The organism is Cyanobium sp. NIES-981 (assembly GCF_900088535.1).
In the GTDB taxonomy this organism is placed as follows: domain Bacteria; phylum Cyanobacteriota; class Cyanobacteriia; order PCC-6307; family Cyanobiaceae; genus NIES-981.
Window position 1 is genome coordinate 901546 of record NZ_LT578417.1, and the last position, 12554, is coordinate 914099.

Genomic DNA, 12554 nt, shown 5'->3' on the forward strand with positions numbered 1-12554 from the left:
GGATCAGCGGAAGCCGCCCGGCTTGCGGCGGCTGGTGGACAGGGACACATTGCCCCCGGGCGCTGGCGTGGCTGGGGCGGGCTGGGGCGGCACCGCCACCACGTTGAAGGCCAGCGAGAGGCGCTCGCCCTCCCCCCGGAACGGCGCCACCGAGTGCGGCTGCCAGGCCGGAAACACGTAGAACTCCCCGGGCACGGGCACCACGTAATGGACCATGCCGGTGCGGAAGCTCTGGATGTGCCAGTCCTCGGGGCCGTAGAAACAGAGCTGGCCGTCGAAACGCTCCGCCGTGATCTGCGGGGGCACCTCCAGGAACACCACCCCGGAGAAGGCGCCGCCGTGGGTGTGGGTGGGGTTGTAGTCGCCGGCGCGTTGCACGTTCAGCCAGATGTCGATCATCTGCAGCCGGTAGCGGCCCCGCGCCCAGGGGCCGTGGGCCTCCGGGGGCTGCTGATCGATCACGTGGCGGATCCAGCGCTCGCAGGCCGGCAGCAGCACGTCGGCGCAGAGGCTCACCACCTCGGGGTACTGGGGCCCGAGCTCCCGCTGCAGCGAGAGCTGGCCGGCCAGCTTCGCCGAGGCATCGGGCGCCAGGGCGGGCTCCGCCAGCACGGTGCGGGCCAGGGCCTGCAGCCCGCCCAGCTGCTCCGGCGCCAGCACCCCCTTGAGCAGGTGGCGGGGGAAGAGGCTCAGCACCTCCATGCTGGTGGCCATCCGCAAGGTCGCATCCGCGCCGACTCTTGCAGATCGACGCGGGGTCGGGCAGACCCTCAGTCCACCCAGCGCAGCACCACCTGGTCGGGGGTCACCTCACCCAGATCCTCCCGCAGCAGGGCGCGCACCAGCGCAGTGGTGAACGACTCGGGCCCGTAACTGGCGCAGCGCTCACCCCCCTGCCACACATCGATGCTCCACAGCCCGTAGCTGCACTCGATCCTGCTCTGCACGGGACACTGGTCCGGCGAGGGGGGCTCGGTCGGCACCTCGATGGCGATGCCGGTGATGGTGATCCGCTTGGTGGTGGTCACGGACAGGGGGCTGCTGGCCTTCACGTGCTAGCAGCGGTCTGCCGCAGGATCCGGATGCCGCCGCGCAGCACCAGCAGGCTGATGGCCAGGCCGATCAGCAGGTCCGGCAGCGGACTGCCCAGCAGGGCCACCAGCAGCCCGGCCACGATCACCCCGGCATTGGCGATCGTGTCGTTGGTGGAGAAGATCAGGGAGGCCCGCATGTGCAGCCCGCCATGGCGGTGGCGCTGCAACAGCGCCAGACAGACCAGGTTCGCAGCCAGGGCCAGGCCGGCCACGGCCGCCATCAGCACCCCCATCGGTTCGCTGCCCTGCAGAAAGCGCCGCAGCCCATCGAGCAGCACCAGAACCGCCAGCCCCAGCTGCAGCCAGCCGCTCAGGCGGGCCGCCCTGCGCTGGCGCCCGGCTCCCGGGCCCACGGCCAGCAGGCTGAGGGCATACACCGCGGCATCGGCCAGCATGTCGAGGGCATCGGCGATCAAGCCGGTGGACTGGCCCCACAGGCCCAACACCAGCTCCACGAGGAACATCGCCCCGTTGATCGCCAGCAGCCACTGGAGCGTGCCGCGCTCGAGGCGCTCGGCCCCGTCGCTCCCACAACCGCAGGTGGTGGCCATGCGCAGCCTCCAGGGCCGGCCCTGAAGACTCGGCCCCGGCGAAGCCAGGGGAGGCAAGCCTGAGAAGACGTGTTACGTTTCTTAGCAACGCTTCACAGACGTACACTCCACGGCCGTGCTCAGAACCCTGGCGATCGACCTTGTCTCCACCGTGTTCGGGGTCCCGATCCGCCAGATCGTGCTCGCCCTCGGCTTCGCCCGGGTGCTGATGCCGATCGGCTGAAGCACGGCAGCGGCACGGCGCTGCGGCGGCAGCAAGGGCCACAGGCTCAGCGACGGAGGCGTGGCATCCAGGCGCCAGAGCTGGCGGTGGAATCGCAGCAGGGACTGCCCCACGATCGCCTCCACGCCGAGGGTCTCGAACACCGGATTGGTGGTGGTGATGGCCTCCACCACCGCCGGGGGGTGCCCGCCGCTCCGCTCCGGAGGGATCAGGTGGGGGCCGAGCAGCAGGGTCCAGCTGGCCGGCTGTTCGCCGCAGAACCCCGCCACCCGCAAGGGCCGGCTCTCCCCCACGGCCGGCAGGGTCGCCGTCAGCCGGGGGGTCATGAAGAGCCCCTCGGCCCCCGTGTCGGCCAGGGCCGGCACGCTGCCTTGCCCTGGCGCTTGCCCTGGCCCCTGCCCCGGGACCTGGCGGAGGGGCAGGGCCATCAGCGGCACGCCCCGCTGCCAGCGCAGGGTGTGGGTGGTGGGCTGCGCCTCACCGCGGCCGGAGGCTGCAGCGGCCAGCTGCAGGGCCGCTGGCCCGAAGGCCAGCCGGCCGCCCTGGGGATCCACCCAGAACGGCAGCTGCCGCAACTGGGGCGCACCGAGAACCCCGTCCACATCGGCCGGCAGGCCGCCCACCGGCAGCACGAGCACGTCGGCGCCACGCAGGGTGGGCAGAGCGCTGGGGTGTCCGCCCCCCGGGCTGTCGAGCCGCAGCGGAGGCAGCCGGCTGCGGCGCGGCATCAGGCTCCCGCACCCCACGCCGGCCCCGGCCAGACCGAAGGCAGCCGGGGGAATGGCCGTGCTGGCCAGTCCAAGCCGTTCCACCAGGGCGGGCGACACCAGGCTGGACGAGGCGCCGGTGTCGAGCAGGAGGCGCACGGGCATCCCCGCCGACCCGCCCTGGCCCTGGCCCTGGCCGAGCGTGTGAAAACTGAGCACCGGGGTATCGCCGCCCAAGGCCCGCTCCAAGGGCAGGATCCCCGCGCCGGAGAACACGCCGGGCTGAAGGGCCGGGCCACGGAGCTGGATCAGGGCCGCAACTGGAAGTGCCGTCAGGCCCAGCACATCACAGCCCGGCACCGGACCGCCATCCTGCCGCAGCGGGTTGCCGGCCATCAGGGGGCTGGCTGGGAGTGCTGCGGGAACAGGCAGAAACACCCATTGCCCCGCCAGGCCTCTTCAACGAGGGTGGACACATCGGGATTCGGAGGCTCCACGGATGGATGACACCCCCCCGCAGCAGACAGCAGGAGCGCGCTGACGATCCGGCCCCTGCTCCAACACTCTCAACGGATCACTGACGTTCCTGGCCTGTCGCAGGCTGTCTGAGCAGTTCCGCTCTCTTTTTCTCCAGCCTTCGCCGTCCACTGCGCCGTTCACGGGCAAGTCCTCGACCTTGCTCCCAGGTGCCCCGGATTCCAACGGAACGTCCTCCTGGACCCATGGCCCCAGGTGCCAGCGCCAGCAGCTCCGCCCCCACAACTCCAATATCCACAGCGATCTGACGATCCACCGACCGCGCAGCTGCGCCCCGTTCCCGTAACGGGCACCACGGCTGAGCAGACAAGAGCCCGGGGCCCACGCTCCGGGCTCTGTTTTGGCAAAGCGTTTTGGCAAAGCTCTGTTGTGGGGCGGCTCTGTTTCGGGGAAGATCGGTTCTCACCACCACAGATTCGGGTATGCCGGCCATGGGTGTGAGGGCCGAATCCTTGCGTTCGGTTCACCCGCTACCGCAGAAATGTTCCAGCGGCGAAGGTTGTGCCACGGGGGCGATGCGACCCCGCCACAACCCCAACCTTCGCCACCAGAACCATGCTGAGCCTGCGCACCACCACACCCTTCGACCTGTTCGACCGCCTGGAGCACCAGCTCACCCAGCAACTGCACGGCAGCGAGCGGGTGCCGGCCGCTGAAGTGCACGAAAGCGCCGACGCCTACACCGTGATCCTCGAACTGCCGGGGGTGGATCGTGACGGCCTCGATGTGAAGGCCACCGACCGCACCCTGGCGATCAGCGCCGAACGCCGCTCCCAGCGGCAGGCCTCCAGCGGCGACCCCGCCCAATCCGAGCGGCCCGCCAGCCCGGAGCCGCTGCTCAGTGAGTTCCGCTACGGCACCTGGAGCCGCAGCTTCCGCTTCCCCACCCCGATCGAGGCCCAGCACCTCAACGCCGTCTACCGCGACGGCCTGCTCACCGTGACGGCTCCCAAGGCCCAGACCCACACCACGGTGAAGGTGAAGGTGGAGGGCTGAAGCCGTCTGCAGGGTCCAGGTCATGAGAGCATCCCGCCCCCGGTTCCCGCCGGGGGCTTTCTGCTGCCAGGCCCGCCGCGGGAAAAACCGGGCAGACTGAAGCCCAGTTGCATCCCACCCCGATGGGCCGCGAACGGGACCCCTTCCGCATTCCCCGCGCCGGCTGGGAAGTCGCCCCGGCGGCAGGCCTGGCTTCGCTCGATCTCAACGGCAGCGGAACCGCCCTGGGCGGCGGCGAGTTCGTCACCGAATCCACCCTTGGCGGCATCGCGGTCTACGCGATCTACCAGGCCCTGCTCAGCGCCATGCGCACCGAGGCGATGCGCCGCCGCGGCGAGATCGACCGGGCCACCCAGCTCCAGTCCATCGCCACCACGGTGTGGGAATCGAGCAAGCAGGGCGCCGTGGTGAGTGCGGCTCTGGGGGTGGTGCTGCTGGTGTTCCCCTGGATGACCCTGCCGCTCACCCTGGTGGGAGCGGTGGGCCTGGGCAAGGCCTCGCTCGATCTGTTCCACGCCTTCTGGGACGGGTTGAGCCCGGAGCAGCAGGCCAACCTCAACCGCGCCGCCTTCGACGCCGGTGTGAACCTGCGCCGCTTCGTCGACGGCGGCGGCGCTGCGGCCGCGGCCCCGGCTGCCTGAGCGCGGCCCCATCATTGCTCTGGCGGAGAGAGCCCTGCCGCCAGCAGCCCCGCCGCCGCCAGCTCGTCAGTGAAACCGAAGGCGGTGCGGTCCTCGATCCGGTCGGGGAACAGCACCCCGTCGAGGTGGTCGCACTCGTGCTGCACCACCCGGGCATGGAATCCCGCCACCTCCCGGCTCAGGGAGCGCCCTTCGGCATCGAGCCCCTCGTAGCGGATGCGGCTCCAGCGGGGCACCGAACCGCGCAGGCCGGGCACGCTCAGGCAGCCCTCCCAGCCGTTGCTGCGGTCTGGGCCCAGCGGGGTGATCAGCGGATTGATCAGCACCGTCTGCGGGATCGGCGGCGCCTCGGGATAGCGGGGGTTGGCCGTGACCCCGAAGATCACCAGCCGCAGCGGCACCCCGATCTGGGGCGCCGCCAGACCGGCCCCGTCGCGGGCGGCCATGGTGTCGCGCAGGTCAGCGAGCAGGGCGCCGAGCTCCGCAGTGCCGAAGGCCTCGGCAGGCACCGCGGCCGCCACCCGGCGCAGGCGGGGATCGCCGAGGCGGAGCACCGTTCGAATCGCCATGGCAACCGCGCGCGCACCGCCCCAGCCTGCCCAACCGCCCTGGCCACCTGTGCAACCATCCCCGCAACAGCGTCCGGAGCATGGTGCAGACCCGCCCGATCCACCGACGGAACTGCTTCCCCGGATCCAGAACGGTGGTGAGCCTGGCCCTGGCCGCGCTGCTCACCCTGCTGCTCGCCCTCGCGCCGGCCCTGCCGCCGGTCGCGCCGGCCCACGGCCAGATCAGCCTGGGCGAGAACCTCACCGGCTCCAACGGCCGGGTGATCCCGGACGGGGTGAACCGGTTCGGCGACATCGAGGTGTCCGCCGTGACCTCCCCGATCGACGGCCGGCAGCTGTTCAAGATCGCCTCCCCCACCGTCTACGACCGCAACCAGCCGCCGGACGGAGCCGTTCCGGTGGAGCAGCGGGCCCGGGAGATCCATGCGCGGCTGGAGCTGGCGGCGCTGGAGCGGCGCATGGGGGACGACAGCCTGCGGGTGGAGACGGCCAGGCTCAACAACGTCACCGTGATCACGGTGCGGGATGAGGAGCACCCCCGCCCCATGGTGCTGGCCTCTGTGACCGGCGCCGATGCCACCTTCCATGGCGTGGCGGTGGAGGAGCTGGCCAAGCGCTGGCGCGGGGAACTGGAGAAGGAAGTCCGCGACTACGACATCAGCCTGCAGCCGGAGAACCTCAGGCGCAGCCTCTGGCGTTTCGTGCGGATCCTGCTGGCGATGGTGGCGGCCACCTGGGTGATCCTTCTGCTGAAGCGGCGCATCGCCCGGCGGCAGCTGGTGCTCCAGAACAGGCTGCAGGCCATGCGGGAGCAGGCCGAGCAGGAGGCCCCCTCGCCGCCGCAGGAGGGCGGGAACGATGGCCCCGACGCGCTGTTCCGCGGCCGCCACCAGTTCGTGGAGGCCACCCTGGACCGCCTGCCGATCAAGCGGCGTCTGAACGGCTGGGGCCTGCTGCAGTGGCTGCTGTTCTGGGCGGTGCTGCTGCTCTGGTACGTGGGCACCTACCTGCTGCTGCGGCAGTTTCCGGGGCTGGCCATGTTCAGCCGCGACTTCGCCGGCCTGCCGCTGAAGCTGCTGGTGGTGTGGTTCTGCACCACCCTGGCGATGCGCTTCTGTTCACGCCTGCTGGATCGCTTCGAGGCGCGCTGGGAGGCCCGCCATCCGGTGCAGGGCGGTGCCGCCGACCAGAGCCGCAGGCTGCGGCTGCGCTTCTCCACCATCACCGATGCCACCAAGGGCATGCTGGTGGTGCTCATCGCCCTGGTGGGGGTGCTGTCGGGCCTGGGGGTGCTGGGGGTGCCCAGCAGCTCGATCCTGGCCATCGGCGGCCTGCTCGGCCTGGCGATCAGCTTCGGCGCCCAGAACCTGATCCGCGACCTGGTGAACGGCTTCCTGATCCTGGCGGAGGATCAGTTCGCCATCGGCGATGTGATCAGCGCCGCCGGCGCCGTGGGTCTGGTGGAGAGCCTCAACCTGCGGGTCACCCAGCTGCGCAGCCCCGCCGGGGAGTTCATCACCATTCCCAACAGCGCCATCACCCAGGTGAACAACCTCACCCGCAACTGGTCGCGGGTGAACGTGAGCGTGGAGGTGGACTGCGACGCCGACCCCGTGCAGGCCCTGGCCGTGACCCGTGCCACCGGCGACGCGCTGCACCGGGATCCGGACTGGGCGGCCAGCATCCTGGCGCCCCCGGCCGTGCTCGGGATCGATGCCATCAGCCACGCCGGGGTGGCGATCACCACCTGGATCGACACCGCCCCCGGCCGCCAGTGGGACGTGAGCCGCGAGTTCCGCCTGCGCCTGCTGCAGAACCTGCGCCAGGCCGGAATCCGGCTGGGCACACCGCGGCAGACCAATCTGGCGCCCTGAAGGGATGTGACGCCCTGATCCCGGTCCCGCGGGGGCTGATTACGGTCCAGGAGGAGCAGGGAACCGCCCCCGCAGGGCAGAGATCCGCAGGACCGCCACCCCCTGAACCACCCAGCATGACCGCTTCCGCATGACCGCCATCAGCAGCTGCCCCTTCGCGGCACGGGGCGGGGCCGCCACGGCCCACGCCGATGCCCCCAACCGCCGCTGGTGGCCCCAGCAGCTCAACCTGGGCATCCTTCACCAGCACGCGCCGGCCTCCAATCCCCTGGGGGCCGATTTCGACTACGCCGAGGCCTTCGGTCAGCTGGATTTCGCCGCCCTCAAGCGCGATCTCTACGCCCTGATGACCGACTCCCAGGACTGGTGGCCGGCCGACTGGGGCCACTACGGCGGCCTGTTCATCCGCATGGCCTGGCACAGCGCCGGCACCTACCGCACCGGCGACGGCCGCGGCGGCGGCGGCACCGGCAACCAGCGCTTCGCTCCGGTGAACAGCTGGCCCGACAACGGCAACCTCGACAAGGCCCGGCGGCTGCTCTGGCCGATCAAGCAGACCTACGGCAACCGCATCTCCTGGGCCGACCTGATCATCCTGGCGGGCAACGTCGCCCTCGAGTCGATGGGCTTCACCCCCTTCGGCTTCGGCGGCGGCCGGGTGGACGTGTGGCAGCCGGAGGAGGACATCTACTGGGGCCGCGAGACCAGCTGGATGGGCGATGAGCGCCACAGCGAGACCCACGAGCTCGAAAGTCCCCTGGCGGCGGTGCAGATGGGGCTGATCTACGTGAACCCGGAAGGCCCCAACGGCCAGCCCGATCCGGTGGCCTCCGGCCGCGATGTGCGCGAGACCTTCGCCCGCATGGCGATGAACGACGAGGAGACCGTGGCCCTGGTGGCCGGCGGCCACACCTTCGGCAAGGCCCATGGCGCCGGCGATCCGGATCTGCTGGGGCCGGGCCCCGAGGGCGCCTCCCTCGAGGAGCAGGGCCTGGGCTGGCGGAGCCGCCACGGCAGCGGCAAGGGAGCCGATGCGATCACCAGCGGCATCGAAGGGGCCTGGAAGCCCAACCCCACCACCTGGGACCGGGGCTATTTCGAGATGCTGTTCGGCTACGACTGGGAGCTGGTGAAGAGTCCGGCCGGGGCCTGGCAATGGCAGGCGCTGCACGTGCGCGAGGAGCACCTCATCCCCGACGCCCACAACCCGGCGAAGCGGCACCCGCCGATCATGACCACCGCCGATCTCTCGCTGCGCTTCGATCCGCTCTACGAGCCGATCGCCCGCCGCTTCCACCAGGACCAGCAGGCCTTCGCCGATGCCTTCGCCCGCGCCTGGTTCAAGCTCACCCACCGGGATATGGGTCCCAAGGCCCTCTACCTCGGCCCCGAGGTGCCCGCCGAGGAGCTGCTCTGGCAGGACCCGATCCCGCCGGTGGACCATCCCCTGATCCAGGAAGCCGCCATTGCGGCGCTCAAGGCCGAGGTGCTGGCCTCAGGGCTCACGGTGCCCGAGCTGGTGGCCACCGCCTGGGCCTCCGCCTCCACCTTCCGCGGCTCCGACAAGCGCGGCGGCGCCAACGGCGCTCGGATCCGCCTGGCGCCCCAGAACGGCTGGGAGGTGAACCAGCCCGAGCAGCTGGCCCGGGTGCTGGCGGTGCTGGAGGGCATCCAGCAGCGCTTCAACGCCGGCCAGGGCGACGGCACCCGGGTGTCCCTCGCCGATCTGATCGTGCTGGCGGGCGCGGCCGCCGTGGAGGCCGCCGCCCGCGCCGGCGGTCACGCCGTGGCGGTGCCCTTCACCCCCGGCCGCACCGACGCCAGCCAGGAGCTCACCGATGTGGAGGCGTTCGCGGTGCTGGAACCCCAGGCCGACGGCTTCCGCAATTTCCAGAAGCGCTCCTTCGCCGTGCCGGCCGAGGAGCTGCTGCTGGATCGGGCCCAGCTGCTCAGCCTCAGCGCTCCGGAGATGACCGTGCTGGTGGGCGGCCTGCGGGTGCTGGGCGCCAACACCGGCGGCTCCAGCCATGGGGTGTTCACCGAGCGGCCCGGCAGCCTCAGCAACGACTTCTTCGTGCACCTGCTGGACATGGGCACGGTGTGGACGCCCACCAGCGAGGCGGCCAGCAGCTTCGAGGGGCGCGACCGCGCCAGCGGCGCCCTGCGCTGGAGCGCCAGCCGGGTGGATCTGGTGTTCGGCTCCAATTCCCAGCTGCGGGCCATCGCCGAGGTGTACGCCCAGAGCGATGGCGCGGAGAAGTTCGTGGCCGACTTCGTGGCGGCCTGGTGCAAGGTGATGGAGCTCGACCGCTTCGACCTCCACTGACGCCTGCTCTGCGGCCGATGGCCGGAGACCCTGCCGGCCGGGGGCCATAGCCTGGCCTGGCCCACGCAGCAGCCCAGCCATGCCCCGGCCCGCCCATCGCCGTCCCGGCATCGTCCTCGGCGTGTCCCTGGCCCTGGGGGGGCTGGGGGCGTGGCTGCACCCCTACCTGGCGGCCACCCTGCCCTCTGGGGAGTCAACCCCGAACCTCCAGCCCGCCCAGGCTGCCCCGCCCACCACCACGGCCCTGCTGCCGAGTGCTCCGGGGCTGAGCCGCACCGCCGACGGCCGCCACTACCCGCTGGTGCCCGCCGACCCCGGCGAGCTGGCCGCCCTGCTGGCCCGGGTGGAGGCCGCCATCCGCTCCCCGGGCACCCCCGCGGCGGAGCTGCCGGATCTGGGCCACCAGCAGCAGGTGATCTACCGGGTGCTCTCCCACAAGCCGCAGCTCTCGGCCCAGGTGCGCCGGGAGCTGCCGCCGCGCTGGCAGAGCGTCTTCGATCGCCATCTCGCCGCCCGGCGGGAATTCCTGGCCATGCACAGGGGCGGCCGCAAGCCCACCTCCCTGCCGGCCTGGCGGATCATCGCGCCCGAGCCCCCCGAGGTCCTGATCGGCCACTACAAAAAGGCCGAAGCGGCCACGGGCATCGCCTGGGAGGTGCTGGCGGCGGTGAATCTGGTGGAAACCGGCATGGGCCGCATCGACGGCGTGTCGGTGGCCAATGCCCAGGGGCCGATGCAGTTCCTGCCCACCACCTGGAGCGAGCGCGGCATCGGCAAGGGCGACATCCGCGACCCCCACGACGCCATTCAGGCGGCCGCCCGCTACCTGGTGCGCCGCGGCGGACTGCAGGACATCCGCAAGGGCCTCTGGGGCTACAACAACAGCGACCACTACGGCCGGGCCGTGCTCCACTACGCCTCCCTGATCAAGGAGGATCCGCGGGCCTACCTCGGCCTCTACCACTGGGAGATCCACTTCGGCACCGCCGCCGGTGACCTCTGGCTGCCGGTGGGCTACGACCAGAGCCAGCGCATCCCGGTGACGGCCTTCCTGCAGCGCTCACCCGCCAGCGCGCCGCCGCCGGGCTCCTCGGGCTACTGAGCCCCGTCAGACGCCTGAGGCCGGCATCCGGCTCAGGCCTCGACGAGCCGCAGACCGATCCGCTTGGACACCCCCTCGGGCAGGTTGCGCGAGATCGGGCAGTGGGTCATCCGCTCCTGCATCCAGGCGATCGCTTCGGCATCGACCCGCGCGCGGTCTTCGGCACCGGCAGTGGGGTCGAGGGCCATGCGGAAGTCGCCCGCCACGCGCTCCACGATCAAGCTGCTGCTGGTGGCCACTTCGAAGCTGGCCTCCACCCGCTGCAGCGGAAGTTGGCGCTCGCGGGCATTGGCCACCAGGTAGGTGTGCTGGCAGAGCAGCAGGGAGATCAGATTGAGGCGGAACCCGGGCATCGTGAGGCTGAGCTGCTGGGGTTCCCACGTCCCGTCCGGGGTGAGGAACTCCACCACCAGGTCACGGGTGGCGCGCTCCGGAGCGGGGTGGCTGCTGCGCAGCCGGAACTGAAACAGGCGTTCGTCCATCAGGAAGGGGCAATGGGGCAGCGGAAACGGCGGCAGGGGGCACGGGGCCATGGCGGCGCCAGGCCTCGGCGCCGGTGAGCAGGGCCGAGCCGATCAGCAGGGCCGAGAAGCCCTGCCGCAGCCGCTGGTCATTCAGGTGGGGGGCCAGCCACTGGCCCGCGAAGGCCCCGGCGGCACCACCCACCAGCAGGGGCAGCAGCAGCGGCACCGCACTGGCGGGCCAGTGGCCGAGGGCCAGCAGGGCCACCCCCGCATTCAGCGCGATCAGCACCAGGCTGGTGCCGCTGGCCTGGGCCATCGGCAGGCCGGCGATCAGCACCAGGGCCGGCACGATCGCGAAGCCGCCGCCCACGCCGGCGATGCCGGTGAGCAGCCCCACCACCACCCCCTGGGCGGCCAGGGCGAGCACGCCGGCGGCACCGCCCGGCGCAGGGGCGTCAGGGTCGGTCGCCCCGCGGCGGGTGAGCAGCCAGGAGGCCACCAGCGCCGCCAGGGTGAACAGCCCCAGCTGGACGGATTCGGGAATCAGGCCGGCCTTCACCAGGCTGCCGCCGATCCAGCTGCCGGCCAGGGCGGGCACCCCGAGGATCAGGCCGGGGCGGAGCACCACCTGGCGGCGGCGCAGGTAGGGCCCCACGTTGCCCAGGGCCAGCAGGGCCACCACGATCAGCGAGAGCGGCACCGCCTGGCGGGTGGGCAGGGAGGCGCCGCTCACCAGCAGGGGCAGCAGCAGGATCGAGCCCCCCGCCCCCAGCACCGCCAGCAGGAAGCCGATCAGCCCGCCGCCGGCCAGCAGCAGCAGACCCGTGGCCTCGCTCACAGGCTCACCCGGTTCCAGGGCATGGCCGCCAGCAGACGCGCCATGCCGCAGAAGCCGCTGATGCCGGCGAACACCAGGCCCGCCCCCACGAAGCCGGACAGCCAGATCCAGCCCGGTGCCAGCGTCTGGCTGAGGATCACTCCCAGCAGCACCAGGGAGCCGGCGGCGATCTGCACCTGCCGCATCAGCGGCAGCGGGGCTCCCGCCCGCCTCTGCAGGGGAAAGCCGGCCTGCTGCCAGGCGGGGATGCCCCCCTCCAGATCCATCACCGGAGCGGGATGGCCCTGCTCCAGCAGCTGGCCCAGGCCCCGGGAGCTGCGGTTGCCGCTGTGGCACACCAGCACCAGCGGTCCGCCGGGCAGCTCCGTGCGGGTGAGCTGGGCGAGGGGCACGTTCACACTGCCGGCGATGTGGCCGCTGGCGTATTCCACCGGCTCGCGCACATCGATCACATGCACCGCCTTGGCGGCAAGGCGGTCGGCCAGCTCCCGGGGCGAGAGACGGGCGGCCGGGGCGGGGGTGGGGCCGGAAGGGCTGGTGTGGGCTGTGGTGGTGGTCATGGTTCAGGCAGGCAGGGGGGTGGATCGGGGGAGAGATCGGGGCCCAGCGGCCCTGGGGCGCTGGGGCCAGAG

General features: G+C 71.8%; 13 protein-coding genes. 5 read left to right on the forward strand and 8 right to left on the reverse strand.

Annotated features, from left to right (window positions below; translation table 11 throughout):
• Nucleotides 1-3 precede the first annotated feature (3 nt).
• The 4 genes from CBM981_RS04605 to CBM981_RS04620 form a co-directional block, all read right to left on the reverse strand.
• Entirely contained in the window at nucleotides 4-702 is a 699-nt protein-coding gene (locus CBM981_RS04605; protein ID WP_087069201.1) for a putative 2OG-Fe(II) oxygenase, read from the reverse strand.
• Between the two features lie 68 nt (nucleotides 703-770).
• Nucleotides 771-1028 (reverse strand): hypothetical protein, encoded by a 258-nt coding sequence (locus CBM981_RS04610; RefSeq protein WP_157665334.1) that lies wholly within the window; start codon nucleotides 1026-1028, stop codon nucleotides 771-773.
• Nucleotides 1029-1048: 20 nt separating this feature from the next.
• Nucleotides 1049-1645: a cation transporter gene (locus CBM981_RS04615; protein ID WP_087067446.1), complete on the reverse strand. Its 597-nt coding sequence runs from the start codon at nucleotides 1643-1645 to the stop codon at nucleotides 1049-1051.
• Nucleotides 1646-1726: 81 nt separating this feature from the next.
• Entirely contained in the window at nucleotides 1727-2971 is a 1245-nt protein-coding gene (locus CBM981_RS04620; RefSeq protein WP_087067447.1) for a retropepsin-like aspartic protease, read from the reverse strand.
• Between the two features lie 696 nt (nucleotides 2972-3667).
• On the opposite strand from CBM981_RS04620, the gene CBM981_RS04625 reads away from it, so the two are divergent.
• Together CBM981_RS04625 and CBM981_RS04630 are read left to right on the forward strand one after the other, a co-directional pair.
• Nucleotides 3668-4108: an Hsp20/alpha crystallin family protein gene (locus CBM981_RS04625; protein WP_087067448.1), complete on the forward strand. Its 441-nt coding sequence runs from the start codon at nucleotides 3668-3670 to the stop codon at nucleotides 4106-4108.
• A 122-nt stretch (nucleotides 4109-4230) separates the two neighbouring features.
• A complete protein-coding gene (locus CBM981_RS04630) occupies nucleotides 4231-4749 on the forward strand; it encodes a hypothetical protein (RefSeq protein WP_087067449.1) in 519 nt (172 codons plus the stop codon).
• 11 nt (nucleotides 4750-4760) lie between these two features.
• Here CBM981_RS04630 and def read toward each other — a convergent pair whose 3' ends face one another.
• Nucleotides 4761-5318, reverse strand: coding sequence for a peptide deformylase (gene def, locus CBM981_RS04635; protein ID WP_087067450.1), 558 nt, complete (start codon nucleotides 5316-5318; stop codon nucleotides 4761-4763).
• 80 nt (nucleotides 5319-5398) lie between these two features.
• On the opposite strand from def, the gene CBM981_RS04640 reads away from it, so the two are divergent.
• From CBM981_RS04640 to CBM981_RS04650, 3 genes are all read left to right on the forward strand, one after another.
• Nucleotides 5399-7192, forward strand: coding sequence for a mechanosensitive ion channel family protein (locus CBM981_RS04640; RefSeq protein WP_087067451.1), 1794 nt, complete (start codon nucleotides 5399-5401; stop codon nucleotides 7190-7192).
• A 130-nt stretch (nucleotides 7193-7322) separates the two neighbouring features.
• On the forward strand, nucleotides 7323-9518 hold the full coding sequence (gene katG / locus CBM981_RS04645) for a catalase/peroxidase HPI (protein WP_087067452.1): 2196 nt from the start codon (nucleotides 7323-7325) through the stop codon (nucleotides 9516-9518).
• A 79-nt stretch (nucleotides 9519-9597) separates the two neighbouring features.
• A complete protein-coding gene (locus CBM981_RS04650; protein WP_087067453.1) occupies nucleotides 9598-10620 on the forward strand; it encodes a transglycosylase SLT domain-containing protein in 1023 nt (340 codons plus the stop codon).
• 32 nt (nucleotides 10621-10652) lie between these two features.
• On the opposite strand, the gene CBM981_RS04655 is transcribed toward CBM981_RS04650, so the two are convergent.
• From CBM981_RS04655 to CBM981_RS04665, 3 genes are read right to left on the reverse strand one after another with little or no spacing between them, the layout of a single operon-like run.
• Nucleotides 10653-11102, reverse strand: coding sequence for a hypothetical protein (locus tag CBM981_RS04655; protein ID WP_087067454.1), 450 nt, complete (start codon nucleotides 11100-11102; stop codon nucleotides 10653-10655).
• A complete protein-coding gene (locus tag CBM981_RS04660; protein ID WP_087067455.1) occupies nucleotides 11035-11922 on the reverse strand; it encodes a sulfite exporter TauE/SafE family protein in 888 nt (295 codons plus the stop codon). Before CBM981_RS04660 ends, CBM981_RS04655 begins: the two co-directional genes overlap by 68 nt.
• A complete protein-coding gene (locus tag CBM981_RS04665) occupies nucleotides 11919-12482 on the reverse strand; it encodes a rhodanese-like domain-containing protein (protein ID WP_087067456.1) in 564 nt (187 codons plus the stop codon). Before CBM981_RS04665 ends, CBM981_RS04660 begins: the two co-directional genes overlap by 4 nt.
• Between the last annotated feature and the right edge of the window lie 72 nt (nucleotides 12483-12554).